Annotated in this window: 13 protein-coding genes; 11 read left to right on the top strand and 2 right to left on the bottom strand. The window is 64.8% G+C overall.

What is annotated here, in order from left to right:
* Nucleotides 1-110: 110 nt before the first annotated feature.
* Both cobT and LJE63_17470 read right to left on the bottom strand, forming a co-directional pair.
* Nucleotides 111-1,175: a nicotinate-nucleotide--dimethylbenzimidazole phosphoribosyltransferase gene (gene cobT / locus LJE63_17475; GenBank protein MCG6908399.1), complete on the bottom strand. Its 1,065-nt coding sequence runs from the start codon at nt 1,173-1,175 to the stop codon at nt 111-113.
* Between the two features lie 426 nt (nt 1,176-1,601).
* Complete coding sequence (locus tag LJE63_17470) at nt 1,602-2,288, bottom strand: CBS and ACT domain-containing protein (GenBank protein MCG6908398.1); 687 nt, start codon at nt 2,286-2,288, stop codon at nt 1,602-1,604.
* A gap of 221 nt (nt 2,289-2,509) precedes the next feature.
* Here LJE63_17470 and argS point away from each other — a divergent pair, with 221 nt between their 5' ends.
* The 11 genes from argS to LJE63_17415 all read left to right on the top strand — a co-directional run bounded on the left by argS (nt 2,510) and on the right by LJE63_17415 (nt 15,434).
* Nucleotides 2,510-4,180, top strand: a complete 1,671-nt coding sequence (argS, locus tag LJE63_17465) for an arginine--tRNA ligase (GenBank protein ID MCG6908397.1) — start codon at nt 2,510-2,512, stop codon at nt 4,178-4,180.
* Nucleotides 4,181-4,189: 9 nt separating this feature from the next.
* Nucleotides 4,190-4,900, top strand: coding sequence for an SPOR domain-containing protein (locus LJE63_17460; GenBank protein ID MCG6908396.1), 711 nt, complete (start codon nt 4,190-4,192; stop codon nt 4,898-4,900).
* 29 nt (nt 4,901-4,929) lie between these two features.
* Nucleotides 4,930-5,217: an Asp-tRNA(Asn)/Glu-tRNA(Gln) amidotransferase subunit GatC gene (gene gatC / locus LJE63_17455; GenBank protein ID MCG6908395.1), complete on the top strand. Its 288-nt coding sequence runs from the start codon at nt 4,930-4,932 to the stop codon at nt 5,215-5,217.
* A 56-nt stretch (nt 5,218-5,273) separates the two neighbouring features.
* Nucleotides 5,274-6,734 carry an Asp-tRNA(Asn)/Glu-tRNA(Gln) amidotransferase subunit GatA gene (gene gatA, locus LJE63_17450; protein ID MCG6908394.1) on the top strand — a complete coding sequence of 487 codons (1,461 nt, stop codon included), beginning with the start codon at nt 5,274-5,276 and terminating at the stop codon, nt 6,732-6,734.
* An 82-nt stretch (nt 6,735-6,816) separates the two neighbouring features.
* A complete protein-coding gene (locus LJE63_17445; GenBank protein ID MCG6908393.1) occupies nt 6,817-7,008 on the top strand; it encodes a hypothetical protein in 192 nt (63 codons plus the stop codon).
* Between the two features lie 20 nt (nt 7,009-7,028).
* A complete protein-coding gene (gene mutL, locus LJE63_17440; protein MCG6908392.1) occupies nt 7,029-8,825 on the top strand; it encodes a DNA mismatch repair endonuclease MutL in 1,797 nt (598 codons plus the stop codon).
* A gap of 484 nt (nt 8,826-9,309) precedes the next feature.
* Nucleotides 9,310-11,112 (top strand): fatty acyl-AMP ligase, encoded by a 1,803-nt coding sequence (locus LJE63_17435; GenBank protein MCG6908391.1) that lies wholly within the window; start codon nt 9,310-9,312, stop codon nt 11,110-11,112.
* Nucleotides 11,057-12,079: an NAD-dependent epimerase/dehydratase family protein gene (locus tag LJE63_17430; protein MCG6908390.1), complete on the top strand. Its 1,023-nt coding sequence runs from the start codon at nt 11,057-11,059 to the stop codon at nt 12,077-12,079. The genes LJE63_17435 and LJE63_17430 overlap by 56 nt, the downstream gene beginning before the upstream one ends.
* Before the next feature lie 34 nt (nt 12,080-12,113).
* The gene (locus LJE63_17425; GenBank protein MCG6908389.1) at nt 12,114-12,362 is read left to right on the top strand and encodes a phosphopantetheine-binding protein; all 249 of its coding nucleotides are present in this window, start codon (nt 12,114-12,116) and stop codon (nt 12,360-12,362) included.
* Between the two features lie 2 nt (nt 12,363-12,364).
* Nucleotides 12,365-13,567, top strand: a complete 1,203-nt coding sequence (locus LJE63_17420) for an aminotransferase class I/II-fold pyridoxal phosphate-dependent enzyme (GenBank protein MCG6908388.1) — start codon at nt 12,365-12,367, stop codon at nt 13,565-13,567.
* A 52-nt stretch (nt 13,568-13,619) separates the two neighbouring features.
* The gene (locus LJE63_17415) at nt 13,620-15,434 is read left to right on the top strand and encodes an ABC transporter ATP-binding protein/permease (GenBank protein ID MCG6908387.1); all 1,815 of its coding nucleotides are present in this window, start codon (nt 13,620-13,622) and stop codon (nt 15,432-15,434) included.
* Nucleotides 15,435-15,513 lie beyond the last annotated feature (79 nt).

Here is a 15,513-nt window from a genome sequence, read left to right as displayed (position 1 = left end):
CAAAGGCCCCAGTTCAAGGCGCGCAAGCCGCGGGGGGCGAGGCGTACGCCGCTACGCCGCAGCCATCACGCGGCGCAGCGCAACGCCGAAATGGGGCCTTTGGCGCAACCTCAGCCTTTTTGGGCGTCGGCAATGGCCACCTCCTGAAACGTCCGGATATCGGCCAGCACCCGGGTGGCCGCGTCGATCAGCTCCATGGCCAGGGCCGCGCCGGTACCCTCGCCCAGGCGGAACTTGAGATCGAAGAGCGGGACCAGGCCCAGGTGGGCCAGCATGGCGCCGTGGCCGGCCTCCACCGAGAGGTGGCTGGCAAAAAGGTACTCTCGCGCGGAGGGCGCCAGGGCGCAGGCGATCAGGGCGCCGGCGGTGGAGATGAAGCCGTCGCAGACCACCGGCACGCGGTGGGCCGCGGCCCCGATGATCAGCCCGGCGATCCCGCCGATTTCAAACCCGCCGACCTTGGCCAGTACCCCCAACGGGTCGGCCGGGTCCGGGCGGTTGACGGCCAACCCCTTTTCGATGGCCGCGATTTTGCGGCGCAGCCCCTGGTCGTCGACCCCCGTGCCCCGATCGACGACCTCGGCCACCGGGCGGCCCGAAAAAACCGCAATGATGGCCGTCGAGGGGCTGGTGTTGCCGATCCCCATATCACCGGTGCCCAGCAGGTGCAGCGCCTTTTGCGAGGCCAGTTCCGCGACGATCTCGATCCCGGCCGCGATGCTGCGCGCCGCCTGGTCCCGCGACATGGCTGGCCCAACGGCGAAATTGGCCGTGCCGCGGCCGACTTTCTTGTGAAACATCGGCAGGCCGGGGTCGAAGTCCGCGGCGACACCCAGATCGGCCACCATCACGCGGGCCCCGGCATGCCGGGCCAGAACGTTGACCGAGGCGCCGCCGTTCAGGAAATTGTAGACCATCTGGGGGGTTACCTCCTGGGGAAACAGGCTGACGCCCTCCGCGCAGATGCCGTGGTCGCCCGCGCAGGTGATCACCACCTTTTCCCGCAGGTGGACGTCCAGGGTGCCGAAAATACCCGCCAGGCGGATTGCGACGTCTTCAAGCAGGCCGAGACTGCCGGCGGGCCGGGCCTGCTGCCGCAGCCGCTCGCGGGCGGCAGCGGCAACGGAAGGGTCCGGCGCCTGGATCCCACCGATGGTGTCTTGCAAGAGTTGCATCAATCCTCCTTGACGGTTCCGCAAAAAGCATTTTACCCCGCCGTGCTGCGGTTTTTGTCAGAAAGGAACCTTGACGGGCACCCCGGGGACAGGTCGGGATTCACAACTCCCCTTGTTCTTTGTTCATTTTCTTTTGCGGAAAAGAAAACGAACCAAAAAAAACCGCCCGTGTCCCGGGGCCCTTCGGGCTGCCCTGCGCTTCTCGCAGCCGGCGGGCCCTGTGGAACTCGCTGGCGCTCAAACAGCCACAGGGCCTTTGTCGCCGGCTGCTGCGATGCTCGGCCCGGGACGATGGGACATAAATCGCCGACCTCAACAAGCGCTTGAGATAAAGCTGCGGTCTTCGAAAAAACCCGCACCTGCGTGGATTAGCGGTGAGTTCCTTAGAAGCCCATTTTCTGCGTTGCGCTGCATCTCGAGGCGGCTTCAGGCGTCGGCGAAAATCATCCGCTGGTTCTCGCGGTGATCCACCACGTAGAGAACCGTCGCCTGGGATTTGACCGCCTCCAGCAGCTCGGGCAGGTCCGCGCGGTTGAGGTTTTCGAAGCGGAAATAGACCTTGCGGAAGCCGCCGGAGAGCTCCTCGGCCGAGCTCAGGATGCTGATCACCCGGACGCCGTAGCGCCGCAGCACCTCGCGCACACGCTGGATCTCGCCGTCTTCGGCCCTGAGCCGCAGCGCCATCTGGATGCCTTTTTTCCCCAGCCCGGTGAGGGAGATGATCACCTTGAACATATCCGAGCGGGTGATGATGCCCACCATCTGCCGGGCGACGGTCAAGACCGGCAGGCTGGAGATGCGGTGCTCCAGCAGGATCGCCGCGGCCTCCTCGATGGTGTGGTCCGGAAGCACGGTGATGGGGTTGGGGGTCATCACGGTGCGGACCTTGATCTTCGAGATCAGGAACATCAGTTCGTGAACGTCCAGGGTGGTGGCGTCGGAGGCCGAGGCCTCCTTCAGGTCCCGGTCGCTGATGATGCCCACGAGGTTGCCGCGGTCCAGCACCGGCAGGCTGTTGATCCGTTTCTCCTTGGTCAGGCGAATGGCCTCGTGCAGAGACTGATTGGCATCCACCGTGATCACTTCACGACTCATCCAGTTTTTGACCAGCATCGGTTCCTCCCGCAGGTACGCGCCCCCCTTACGCCCGGGTCCCGGCCGAACGGGGCTCCAAGGCCCTTCGAGGGGGCCGAAGGATCTTGACTTGAGTAGCAAAACTCTTTATGAATTGGCTTCTTTGCCAAAAGCACACGACCCGGCGGCCCGCACACGATCCGGCCAGGACGGGTCGTCCCGTTTTAAGAGAAGCTCATTATCACAGGAGCGGGTTTTTAATGAAACAAAAAATTCAACGCCTGGTGCTGCAGGCCGCCAGGCGCGCCTACGAGCGCGGGGCGCTTTCCTCGGAGCAGCTTCCCGAGGTACTCATCGAAGAGCCCAAGATCGAAAGCCACGGCGACTTCTCCACCAACCTGGCGATGGTGATGGCCGCCCATCAGAAAATGGCGCCCCGTAAAATCGCCGCGGCGTTGATCGATAATCTGGAGGACAGCGAGGGCCTGCTGGCCAAAACCGAAATCGCCGGGCCGGGCTTCATCAATTTCTTCATCCCGCCGGCCGCCTGGCAGCCGGTGGTGCAGGCCATCCACAGCGCCGACGCCCGCTTCGGTGCCTCCCGGCAGGGTCGCGGCCGGAAAGTCCAGGTGGAGTTCGTCAGCGCCAACCCCACCGGCCCCCTGCATGTCGGCCACGGCCGCGGGGCCGCGGTGGGCGACACGGTGGCCAGGATCCTGGCCTTCTGCGGCTACGACGTCCAGCGAGAGTACTACATCAACGACTCCGGACGCCAGATCAACACCCTGGGCCGCAGCGTCTATCTGCGCTACCGCGAACTGTACGCCGGCGACCCGCCGGAGGCCTTTCCCGAAGACTGCTACCAGGGCGCTTACGTTGGCGAGCTGGCCCGCGAACTCCACGCCGCCGGCCGAACCGACATCCTCCGGCTGGAGACGGACGAGGCCGTCGCGATCTGCGCCCGCTACGCCGCCGACCGCATCTTAAGCGGCATCCGCGAGGACCTGGAGGCTTTCGGGGTGGGCTTCGACCGGTGGTTTAGCGAACAGTCGCTCTACGACAGCAGCAAGGTAGCCCGGGCCATCTCCGCCTTCCGCGAAAGCGGGCTGATCTATCCCAAGGACGGGGCCCTGTGGTTCAAAACCACCGACTACGGCGACGAGAAGGACCGCGTGGTGGTGCGCAACAACGGCCTGACGACCTATTTCGCCTCGGACATTTCCTACCACGAGGACAAGTTCCGACGCGGCTTCGAGCGGGTGATCGACGTCTGGGGGGCCGACCATCACGGCTACGTGCCCCGCATGACGGCGGCAATCGAGGCCTCCGGCCGACGGCGCGACCAGTTCCACGTCATCCTGGTGCAACTGGTCAACCTGCTGCGCGCCGGCCAGCCCGTGGCCATGTCCACCCGCGCCGGGGAGTTCGTGACCCTGCGCGACGTGATCAATGAGGTCGGCCGCGACGCGGCGCGCTTCATCTTTCTGACCCGCCACTACGACAGTCCACTTGATTTCGACCTCGAGCTGGCCAAACAGAAGACCAACGACAACCCGGTTTACTACGTGCAGTACGTCCATGCCAGGATCGCCAGCATCAGCCGCAAGGCCGCCGAAAACGGCGTCGCACTTGAGCCCCCATCCGAGGCCTTGCTGGCGCCGCTCACCGCGCCCGAGGAAATTCAACTGCTCAAGGCGCTCGCCCGCTACCCCGAGGTGGTGGCGCAAAGCGCCCAGCTTTTGGAGCCCCACCGCATCACCTATTTCCTGATGGGCCTTGCGGCCGCTTTTCACGCCTACTACAACCGGCACCGGGTGCTGACCGACGATCCGGCGCTGACCCAGGCCCGTCTGTGCCTGGTACTGGCGGTTCAGAAAGTCATCCGTAACGGGTTGAACCTGCTGGGGGTTTCCGCCCCCGAGAGCATGTAACCGGCGGCGATGGGAACCGGCAAGCAAAAGCCGGCCTCCGGCACCGGCCGCAGGCTGGGTTTGAAAATCCTCGGGTTTTTTGCGCTCTCGGCCTGGATGTTCGGCCTGGGGGTGTGGGTCGGGCGGGGCACGGCCCCGCTGCGCTTCGATATCGCCAAGCTGGAAACCGAACTGGCCGAAATGAAGGCCCGCCTGCTCACCGAAGAGCAGCAGCGCACCGCCCTCACCCAGGAGGCGGCCGGCGACTGGTCCAACCTCGATTTTTACGAGGCCCTCAAAAAAACCGGCGACGATCCCCTGCCCAACCCCGGAGCCCCACCCGCCGCCGCAGGGGCTGCGGTCACCGACAGTGGCAACACGGCGAGGACCAAAAAAAGTCTCAAACTGGCCACCCGGACCACGTCCCCCCCGCAAGGCACGGCCAAGCCGGCGCCCACGGCCAAACCGCCTCCGGCCAAACCGCAGCCTGCGGCGCAGCCGGCCGCCGACGGTGAGTTGACCATCCAGGTGGCCTCCCTGAAGGACCCGGCGGATGCCGCCCGCCTGGTCCTGAGCCTCCAGGCCAAGGGGTTTGCCGCCTACCGGGTCAGCGCCCAGGTTCCCGCTTCGGGCACCTGGCACCGGGTGCGGGTGGGCGCTTTCAAAGATCGCGCCGCCGCCCAGGCGGTCCTAAAGCGGCTCAAAAATGAAAAGTTTGACGGCCTGGTGGTCAGCCGCTGAACAACGTTCGGAAACACGGGAGCCATTCAATGAAAATCACCAAGGAAGAAATATTGCACGTGGCGGCCCTGGCGCGCCTGGAGTTGGAGGAGGCCGCCATCGAGACCTTCGCCGGCCAGATCGGCGACATTCTGGCCTATGTGGATACCCTCAACGGGGTGGACACCAGTGGCGTCGCCCCCACCTCCCACGCCATCTCACTGACCAACGCCTTTCGCGCGGACGTCCTCACGCCCCACCTGGAGAACGCGGCGGCCCTGGCCAACGCCCCCGCCAAGGAAGACGGCAGCTTTCTGGTGCCCAAGGTCATTACCTGACCGCAAGGCGGCCACCGAAGCCAACCTTCCCGAAACGCCGGAGAGAACACCACGCCATGGAATTACACGAACTGACGATCCATCAAGCCCGAGAACGTTTAAGGCGCCGCGAGATTACGGCGGTGGCCTTGACCGAGACGCTGCTGGCCCGCATCGCGGCGGTCGACCCGCGGGTCAGGGCCTTTATCACCGTGGCCGCCGACAGCGCCCTAGCCGAGGCCCGCAGGGCCGACCAGGTCCTGGCTGACGGCGGCGGCGGCCCACTGACCGGCATTCCGCTGGCCGTCAAGGACCTGATCTGCACCCGCGGCCTGCGCACCACCTGCGCCTCCCGGATCCTGGAAAATTTCGTCCCGCCCTACGACGCCGAGGTGATTCAGCGGCTGAAAGCGGCCGGTGCGATCCTCCTGGGCAAGCTCAACATGGACGAGTTTGCCATGGGCTCCTCCACCGAAAACTCCGGGTTTTTCCCCACCCACAACCCCTGGGACCTCAGCCGCATCCCGGGAGGGTCCAGCGGCGGGTCGGCCGCTGCGGTGGCGGCCGAAATGTGCCTCGGCGCCCTGGGCTCGGACACCGGCGGCTCCATCCGGCAGCCGGCCGCGCACTGCGGCGTGGTCGGCCTCAAGCCCACCTACGGTCGGGTGTCACGCTACGGCCTGGTGGCCTTCGCCTCCTCGCTGGACCAGATCGGCCCGCTAGCCAAGGATGTCAGCGACGCCGCACTGCTGCTGAACGCCATTGCGGGCCATGACCCGCAGGATTCCACCGCGGTGCCCGAAGCGGTTCCGGATTACACCACTTTTCTGCAAAAGGGACTGCGCGGCGTGACGGTCGGGATCCCCCGCGAATACCAAGCCGCCGCGGGGCTCGACCCCGAAGTGGCTGCGGCCGTCGAGAAGGCCGTGGCGGTTCTCCAGGACCTCGGCGCCGAATGCGTGGAGGTCTCCCTGCCCCACGCGGCCTACGCCGTGGCCGCCTACTACGTCATCGCGCCCTCCGAGGCTAGCTCCAACCTGGCCCGTTACGACGGCGTCAAATACGGCTTCCGCGACACCAGCAAAACCGATCTGATGGAAATGTACCGCAGCACCCGCTCCCGGGGTTTCGGCCGCGAGGTGCAGCGCCGGATCATCATCGGGACCTACTGCCTGTCGGCCGGTTACTACGACGCCTATTACGGCAAGGCCTCCCAGGTGCGCACGCTCATCCGGGAGGATTTTGCGGCGGCCTTTGGAAGCTGCGACGTGCTGATCTCGCCGGTGGCCCCGACGCCGGCCTTTAAAATCGGCGAAAAGGTCGACGACCCCCTGACCATGTACCTATCCGATATGTTCACCCTGTCGGCCAACCTCGCCGGAATCCCCGGCATGTCGATCCCCTGCGGCTTTTCAGAAGCCGGCCTGCCCATCGGCCTGCAGCTGCTTGGCCCGCATTTCAACGAGGGCCGCCTCTTCCGGGTGGCCTACAACTTCGAGCAGGCCACCGATCATCACCGCCGCCGGCCGCCCCTGTAAGCCGCAGGTGGCGGCTTGCGCCCGGCCGCTTAAGGGGCTATAATCAAGGCGGTTAACCCCCCCCCAACCCCAGAGGACCCCAATGAGTCTGCAGCCCCAAGGTGAACAAATCCGCAAAGCCGTAAAATGGATCTCCACCGAGCGCACCGAAACCCCCGGCCGCTCGCTGGTCGAACTGGTTGAAAAGGCCGGCGCGAAATTCGACCTCTCACCCTCCGAAGAGGAATACCTGCTGCGTTTTTTTACCGCCAAACCGGATTCAGCCAAGGCCTGAGACCGGCCGCTTTCACCCCCATGGCACGCATCCGGATCCTACCCGAAATTCTGTCCAACAAAATCGCTGCCGGCGAGGTGGTCGAACGGCCCGCCGCGGTGGTCAAGGAGTTGGTGGAAAATTCGCTGGATGCCGGCAGCCGCCGTGTGAGCATCGAGATCGGCCAGGGCGGCCGGTCGCTGATCCGGGTGGCGGACGACGGCAGCGGCATGAGCCGCGACGACGCCCTGCTGGCCCTGGAGCGCTATGCCACCAGCAAAATCTTCAAGGACCAGGACCTCTTCGCCATCCAGTCCCTCGGCTTTCGCGGCGAGGCCCTGCCCAGCATCGCTTCGGTTTCGCGCTTCACGCTGGTCAGCCGCGAAGCCGACGCCGACACGGCCACCGAGATCACGGTGGAAGGCGGCCGCATCCAGAAGGTGGTCGAAACCGGCGCGCCGCCCGGCACCATGGTCAGCGTGCGCCAGCTTTTTTTTAACACCCCGGCGCGGCGCAAATTTCTCAAAACGGTCTCCACCGAAATGGGCCATATCGCCGATGCCGTGGCCAATATCGCCATGGGCTGGCCCGGGATCCAGTTCAAGCTGACCCACAACGGCAAAACGGTCAAAAGCTGGCCCCCCGCGGCCGCACCGCTGGACCGGGTGGCGGACATTCTGGGCCGCGAGCTGCAGCCCGCCCTGCAAGCTTTCCAATTCGACGACAGCCACGCCCGCGGCCACGGCTGGGTGGCCTCCGCGCGCTTTACGCGAACCACCTCGCGGGGCATCTTTGTCTATGTCAACGGGCGTTTCGTGCGCGACCGGGTGGTTCAGCACGCCCTTTTCGAAGGCTTTCGCGGGCGCCTGATGAAAGGCCAGTTTCCGGTGGGGGTCTTGTTTGTGACGGTCCCCTTCGATCAGGTGGACGTCAACGTGCACCCGACCAAGCATGAGATTCGTTTTGCGCACCCCAAAGAGGTGCATGACGTGATCGTGAAAGCCGTGGCCCATGCCCTGCAAAACGCCGATGCGCCCCGATGGCAGCCGCCGGCCACGGCCTTTTCCGCCCACCGGCAGCTGCCACCGGCCGCCGACGGGACGCAGGCCGCGGAAAAAACGGTGGCCGAACCCCGCCCGACGTTCGGCCATCCGCCCGCTGCACCACTGGACCTGCCGGCCTCCGCAGCCAGCCCGTCCCCGAGCGCTGCGGCGCCCCCCGCCCGCCAAGCCGATCTCTGGCGCGCCCAGCGCTTCGGCAGCCTGCGGGTGATCGGGCAGTTGCACGCCACCTATATCGTCTGCGAATCACCCGAGGGCCTGATCCTGATCGACCAGCACGCCGCCCACGAGCGCATCTTCTTCGAAGCGCTCAAGGCGCACCGCGCCGGCCGGTCCAGCCAGCCCAGCCAGAGGCTGCTGGTGCCGGAGACGGTGGAGCTTGGCTTCCGTGAAGCCCAGCTCCTCGAGGGGCTGCTGCCGCGTCTGGCCGCGTTGGGGCTTGAGATCGAGCCCTTCGGAGGCAACACCTTCGCGGTCAAGGCCGTCCCGGCCATGCTGGCAGGCGGTGAAATCCGGCCGCTGGTCACCGCGCTGGTGGAGAAAATGGCCGAAACTGGCCTGGCACCGGATGTCCCCGCCGCCCTGGACGAATGCCTGATGGTCATCGCCTGCCACGGCGCGATCCGCGCCCATCAGACCCTGAGCCCCGCCCAGATTCAGTCCCTGCTCGCCCAGCTGGACGCCTGCGACAACCCGTCGCACTGCCCCCACGGCCGCCCCACCTGGATTCAGTGGTCGGTGCGTTTTCTGGAAAAGTCTTTCAAACGGCTGGCTTAATGGGCCGGGGGACAGCCGCCGAAGAATTCCAGAGCCGCCAACACGGGCCGTTTACGAAAAAATATGGAATTTTTGTTTGATTGTTTTTAATAAAAGCTATATAATGAGAAATTAAATAAATCCCGCTGTATCTGTATTACGGGGCAACATCTACAGGATACGCAAGATAAACAGACCCTTAAAATTTAAATAAACGCCTTGAGACTGATCTTGCAGCATCCATGCAAAGCACATCTAACCCTCAAAAGGGCAGATGTTTTTTTTTGAGGCCGCTCCCGTGTGGAGGCAGGCTGCGCGCGCAATCAAAGACTCCTCGCCCGAAAACCAGGCTGGCAACGGTCTAGACGACATGAGTCAAGGCGAAAACCGATCCCGCCCCGTTGACGGGTGCGTGAAAAGAATATCACCATGAAAACTCTTTATGACCTTGGCGTAAGGAGCTGGCTGATACAACAGCCCACCCTGGTGAAAGGAAACGGCAATTATGCTTGAGGCAACACCCACTGAACAGGGGTTGGCGCTGAGATATGGTGATTTTGCCACATTGACCGAGGCGTTGGAATATGCAGCTTTGGGCAAAACGGGCTACAACTTTTACACGGCCAGGGGCAAACTGGGCTATGCGCTAGCATACGCCGAGTTGAGAGAAGATGCCATCGCGATCGCCCGACGGCTGCTCGGCCTGAACCTCCAACGATCCGCCACAGTGGCGGTGGTGGCCGAAACCGACCCGGGCTTCATGCGTCTTTTTTACGGCTGTCAGTATGCCGGCATGGTTCCGGTGCCGCTGCCGGCGTCAATCCGTTTGGGCGGTCACCGGGCCTACGTCGATCAGCTGCGCCGGCTGCTAATCAACTGCCACGCCCAAGTGGCCGTCGCCTCCCCCGTTTTCCTGCCGTTTCTGGAAGAGGCGGCCGCGGGCCTTGCGATCAAGTTTCTGGGGACCCCCGACGCGCTGCTGGAATTGCCCGAGGCCGAAACCCGGCTTCAGCCCTCCGGCCCGGATGAATTGGCCTACCTGCAGTACACCTCGGGAAGCACCCGCTTTCCGCGCGGGGTCATGATCACCAACCGGACGGTGATGAACAATCTGGCGCACATCATCCAAAACGGCGCCAAGATCCGGCCCGGCGACAGGGCCATGTCCTGGCTGCCCTTCTACCACGACATGGGGCTGGTGGGTTTTGTGCTCTCACCCATGGCCTCCCAGCTCTCGGTGGACTACCTCTGCACCCAGGATTTCGGGATGCGCCCCCGCATGTGGCTGACCCTGATATCCCAGAACCGCGCAACGATCTCCTTCAGCCCGCCCTTCGGCTATGAGCTGTGCATGCAGCGCCTGGGGGAAGCCCCCGGCGCCCAGTTCGACCTCTCGTCGTGGCGGGTCGCCGGGATCGGGGCCGAACCGATTCGCCCGGAGCCCCTGCAGCGATTTGCCGAGATGATGGCCCCCAGCGGTTTCGACAAGAACGCCTTTCTGGCCTGCTACGGGATGGCCGAATGCTCGCTGGCGGTCAGCTTCCCGCCCACCGGCGAGGGGCTTCAGATCGACCGCGTCGACCCGGAGTCGCTGGCGAAATACCAGCAGGCGATCCCGCTGCCGCAGACGGCGGACAGCTCGACAAAGGGCAAGGAGTTCGTGAAATGCGGGGTTCCTCTTGGCGACCATGAAATCGCGGTGCGCGACCCCAACGGCCGGCCGCTGCCCGAAAGGCATGTCGGCAGTCTTTTCGTCAGGGGCCCCAGCGTCATGTTAGGTTACTTCGGAGAAAAGGCCCTGACACGCGAGGTGCTTTCCCCGGACGGGTGGCTCAACACCGGCGATCTGGCCTATATCGCGGAGGGCAGCATCGTGATCACCGGGCGGCAGAAAGACCTGATCATCATCAACGGCCGCAATATCTGGCCCCAGGACCTGGAGCATATCGCCGAAAGCCAGCCGTCGGTGCGAATGGCGGACGCCTCCGCCTTTCCGGTCACCTGCGTCGGCGGCGAAGACAAAGCGGTGCTGGTGATCGAGTGCCGCGAAACCCACCCGGAGAAGCGCGAGGAACTTCGGAATGTGGTGCGGCGCCAGGTACTCCAGGAGCTGGGCATCGACTGCTTCATCGAACTCGTTCCGCGCAACACCTTGCCCAGAACCACCTCCGGAAAGCTGGCGCGCTCCCAGGCCAAACGCAATTTTCTGCAACGTATTGCCGAAGGCAAGGTGGCGCTGCCGGGACTCAAGGATGACATCGACTGTCTGCCCCGACAGGCCGTGCGTGCAGCGGCTGGGCGCGCCTAAAGCCCCCCAAGTGTCCTCACCCTCCCCCCCATCCAGAACCGTGGCCCTGACGGGTGCGACCGGTTTTATCGGCGCCACCGTGATGCGGCGCCTGCTGCGAGCCGGCTTTGCACTGCGCGCCATGTATCGCCCCGCCGGCCGCCCGCAGCGCCGGTCGCAAAACGCGGTGGTCTGGGTGCCGGGGTGCCTTGAGGACACGGAGAGCCTGGCGCGGCTGCTGACCGGGGTGGAGGCCTTGGTGCACTGCGCCGGGCGCGTGCGCGGGCTGGAGGAGCGAGAGTTCAATCTCGTCAATGTGGCGGGCTTGGCGCGACTGGTGCGCGCCGCGGGGCGGCTGCACCCGACGCCCCGCATTTTGTCGCTTTCCTCGCTGGCCGCCCGGGAGCCGCAAGTCTCCCCTTATGCCGCCAGCAAGCGGTTGGGCGAAGAGGTACTCGCAGCCGAGGCCGGGCGGCTTTCCTGGGTGGTGCTGCGCCCGCCGGTGGTTTACGGACCGGGCGACCGGGAAACGGTTCCCCTCTTGCGCTGGATGGCCAGGGGCATCGCGCCCCTGGTGGCTGATGAAAAAACCCGGTTTTCAATGATTTTTGCGGAAGACCTGGCCGAGGCGGTGGTCGCCCTGCTGCAGCAGCCCGTCTGGCAAGGCGAGGTTTTCGAGCTTCACGACGGGCGTCGCGGCGGCTACTGCTGGCGGGAGGTGATCGAAGCGGTGTCGCAGGCGACCGGCCGAACCGTGCGCGGGTTCAGGCTGCCGCGGCCCCTGGTCCGGTCCGTGGCGGACCTTAACCTGAGGGCCGGCAGAGCCTTCGGTTACGCACCGATGCTGACGCCGGGCAAGGTGCGCGAACTCAGCCATACCGACTGGACCGCCGACAACGCCGCCATTTGCCGCCAGACCGGTTGGGTGCCGAGGATCACCCTACCCCAAGGCGTGCGGCGGACGCTCGCCTGCCTTGCGGCCGGATGAAACGCCACTACTTTGCCGAGCAAAGGACCCCAACATGCAACCCAACGACGACATCCTGATGCAGGTCACCGGCATGATCAAATCCCTGGCGCCCGAGCATCCAGAGATCACCGGGGAGACCGATCTTGTGGCGGACCTCGACTTCGATTCCTTGAAGGTCATGAAGCTATTGGAGCAATTGGAGGACCGCTTCGACATTTCGGTCCCACTCAACCTTCTGCCCCGCATTCGAACGGTTGAGGATTTGACCCTGCAACTTCAACGGATCATCGGGGAGGGGTGACGGTGGCTATTTTCGACAAATTTCAGCAGCTGGTGGCCACGCGCCAAAACCTGGCCGCGCACGGACTGGCGGCCGTCAACGTGGTGATGGAAAAACTGCTCTCTCCCACCGAGGCGATCGTAAACGGGCGCCGCACGATTCTGGCCGGCACCAACAACTACCTGGGGCTCACCTTCGACCCGGAATGCATCGACGCCGCCTGCCGGGCGCTGCATGAAAGCGGGACCGGCACCACCGGCTCCCGGGCCGCCAACGGCACCTACAGCGGCCACGTCGCCCTGGAGCAGGAATTGGCCGATTTTTTCGACTGCCGGCATGCCATCGTATTTTCAACCGGCTACGTCGCCAACCTCGGGATGATCGCCACCCTGGTTGGGCCCGGGGACGCGGTCGTGATCGATGCCGACTGCCACGCCAGCATCTACGACGGCTGCACGCTGAGCCGCGCGGATATCATCCGCTTTCGCCACAACGACCCGGACGACCTGGACAAGCGTCTGCGGCGGCTGGGGGATCGCGCCGCCAATGCCCTGGTGATTGTCGAAGGGCTCTATAGCATGCTGGGGGATCGCGCGCCGCTTGCCGCCATCACCGCGGTGAAGGCCCGCTACGGCGCCTACCTGCTGGTGGACGAGGCCCATTCGCTGGGGGTCCTGGGGGACCACGGCCGGGGCCTGGCCGAGGAAACCGGCGTGGCCGACCAAGTCGATTTCATCGTCGGCACCTTCAGCAAGAGCCTGGGGGCCATCGGCGGCTACTGCGTCAGCAACCACCCGGAACTCGATCTGATCCGCTTCGCCAACCGCCCCTACGTATTCACCGCCTCGCCCTCGCCTTCGGTGATTGCCTCCACCCGCCAGGCGCTGGCCAACTTGCGCGCCCGCCCCGAATTGCGCGAGCGCTTGTGGGAAAACGCCCGGCGGCTGTATCAGCGCCTCCAGGACCTCGGGCTGCGGCTGGGGCCTGAAGTCAGTCCCATCATCGCCATCCGCATGGACTCCCCGGAAGCGGTCGTACGCTGGTGGTGCGCCCTGCTGGCGCGCGGCGTTTATGTCAACCTGGTGCTGCCGCCGGCCACCCCCGACGGCGGGGCCCTGCTGCGCTGCAGCATGAGCGCGGGCCACACCCTTGTGCAGGTCGATCAGATCGCGGAGAGTTTTGCCGCGCTGCAGGCCACGGGGGATTTCCCGGGTCCCGCAGCGTGACCGGCGCGGCCCCGGGCAGGGCGAAGAGACGGCCCGCAAGAAGAAATCAAGCATGCAGTTACTGATCACATTCGTTCGCCGCTACCCGCTGGAGAGCGTCATCACCATCCTGTCGCTGCTCCTTGCCGGGATTGCCGAAGGCTTCGGCCTGTCGATGCTGCTGCCGTTTCTGAGCATCGTGATCGGCAGCCAATCCCTGCTGGCCGCCCAGGCCGGGGAGAGCGTCGGCACGGCTGGGTCTCTGGGTATTTTCAAGCCCGTGGAACACTACCTGCGAGACAGCGTGGCCACCATCGGCATGCCGGCGACGGTCGCCCTGCTGCTCGGCCTTTTTCTGGTCTGCATCATCTTCAAGTGCTTGCTGGTTCTGCTGGCCAACAAGCAGGTGGGCTACACGGTGGCCCACGTGGCCACCGATCTGCGGCTCAAACTGCTCCACGCCCTGTTCAACACCCGCTGGGAGTACTTTCTGCGCCAGCCCATCGGACGCCTCACCAACGGCGTGTCTTCGGAGGCCACCCGCGCGGCAAGCGCTTTCAACAGCGGAGCCAAGCTGGCTTCCATCCTGATCGAATCGGTGGTCTACACCACCCTGGCGCTGCTGGTCTCCTGGAAGGCCACGCTGACCGCCATCGTGGCCGGCCTTCTGATCGTTTTCACCCTGCGGCGCTTCATTCAAAAATCCCGGCGCGCGGGCAAACGCCAGACGACCCTGCTCCAGTCCCTGATCACCCAGATGACCGACAGCCTGCAGTCCATCAAGTCGCTCAAGGCCATGGGCAGCGAACGTTCGGTGGACGCCGTGCTGAAGGCCAAAACCGCCAAGCTGAACAAAGCGCTGCAGAAAAAGGTGATGAGCAAGGCGACCCTGGGGGCGTTGCAGGAGCCCCTGATGATCGCCTTTCTGGCCGTCGCCCTGTACATCGCCCTGATCCAGCTCAAAATGCCCCTGGCGACGGTTGTGGCGATGATCTTCCTGATTCGAAAAGTTTTGAAAAACATCCAAAAAATGCAGGAAGAATACCAGGAGATGGCAACCGCCGACAGCGCCTACTGGTCTTTGACCGAGAAGATCCAGGAAGGCGAAAACCAGCGGGAAGCCCACCCCGGCAGTCGGCCGGCCGTCTTCGAGGGCGCGATCCGACTGGAGGGCGTCAGTTTCGCGTACGATCGCACCCCGATCTTGAGGGACGTGTCGCTGGTCCTTCCGGCGGGCTCCTTCACGGCGCTGCTGGGCGCCTCGGGGGCCGGCAAGACCACCGTGGCCGACCTGATCATCGGGCTGCTCCGCCCCCAGGCTGGGGAGGTCTGGATCGACGACCAGCCGCTGGCTGACATCGACATCCGCAGCTGGCGCCGCATGATCGGCTACGTCCCCCAGGACACGCTGCTGCTGCACGACTCGATTTTCGTCAACGTGACATTAGGCGATGCCGGCTTCAGCCAAAAAGAGGTTGAAAGCGCGCTGCGCGCGGCCGGCGCCTGGGATTTCGTACAGCGCCTGCCCAAGGGTATGCAGACGGTGGTGGGCGAGCGGGGCAGCAAAATTTCCGGCGGGCAGCGGCAGCGGATCGCCATCGCCCGGGCGCTGGTCAAAAACCCCACCCTCCTGGTGCTGGACGAGGCCACCACGGCCCTTGACCCCGAGACCGAAATCGCCATTTGTCGAACCCTGCGCGCACTCAGCGGCCGGGTCACCATTTTGGCCATCTCGCACCAGTCGGCGATGCTGGAGACCTCGGAGGTCGCCTACCGCTTGGAAAAGGGGGCCATTAAACTGGTCAAGGGCGCCGAGGCCATCACCCCGGCAGCGGACGGATTGGGTCAGGTCAGCGGGGTGAAACAATGGAAACTGGCTTCCGCTTGATCCGGCAACCGCCGAAGCCGCCGGGATGCCGCCGGCATGGGCGGGGTTTTTAAAAAAGACACCATTCAAACAGAGGGAG

The sequence above is a fragment of the Desulfobacteraceae bacterium genome, from assembly GCA_022340425.1.
GTDB lineage: Bacteria > Desulfobacterota > Desulfobacteria > Desulfobacterales > JAABRJ01 > JAABRJ01.
The sequence above is the reverse complement of the archived record's forward strand: the minus strand, read 5'-3'. Positions and strand labels throughout refer to the sequence as shown.

Coding starts and splice junctions, on each gene's coding strand:
- argS (MCG6908397.1), top strand. CDS start 2,510: ATGAAACAAAAAATTCAACGCCTGGTGCTGCAGGCCGCCAGGCGCGCC.
- gatA (MCG6908394.1), top strand. CDS start 5,274: ATGGAATTACACGAACTGACGATCCATCAAGCCCGAGAACGTTTAAGG.
- LJE63_17470 (MCG6908398.1), bottom strand. CDS start 2,288: ATGCTGGTCAAAAACTGGATGAGTCGTGAAGTGATCACGGTGGATGCC.
- gatC (MCG6908395.1), top strand. CDS start 4,930: ATGAAAATCACCAAGGAAGAAATATTGCACGTGGCGGCCCTGGCGCGC.
- LJE63_17415 (MCG6908387.1), top strand. CDS start 13,620: ATGCAGTTACTGATCACATTCGTTCGCCGCTACCCGCTGGAGAGCGTC.
- cobT (MCG6908399.1), bottom strand. CDS start 1,175: ATGCAACTCTTGCAAGACACCATCGGTGGGATCCAGGCGCCGGACCCT.
- LJE63_17435 (MCG6908391.1), top strand. CDS start 9,310: ATGCTTGAGGCAACACCCACTGAACAGGGGTTGGCGCTGAGATATGGT.
- LJE63_17430 (MCG6908390.1), top strand. CDS start 11,057: ATGACATCGACTGTCTGCCCCGACAGGCCGTGCGTGCAGCGGCTGGGC.
- LJE63_17425 (MCG6908389.1), top strand. CDS start 12,114: ATGCAACCCAACGACGACATCCTGATGCAGGTCACCGGCATGATCAAA.
- LJE63_17445 (MCG6908393.1), top strand. CDS start 6,817: ATGAGTCTGCAGCCCCAAGGTGAACAAATCCGCAAAGCCGTAAAATGG.
- LJE63_17460 (MCG6908396.1), top strand. CDS start 4,190: ATGGGAACCGGCAAGCAAAAGCCGGCCTCCGGCACCGGCCGCAGGCTG.
- mutL (MCG6908392.1), top strand. CDS start 7,029: ATGGCACGCATCCGGATCCTACCCGAAATTCTGTCCAACAAAATCGCT.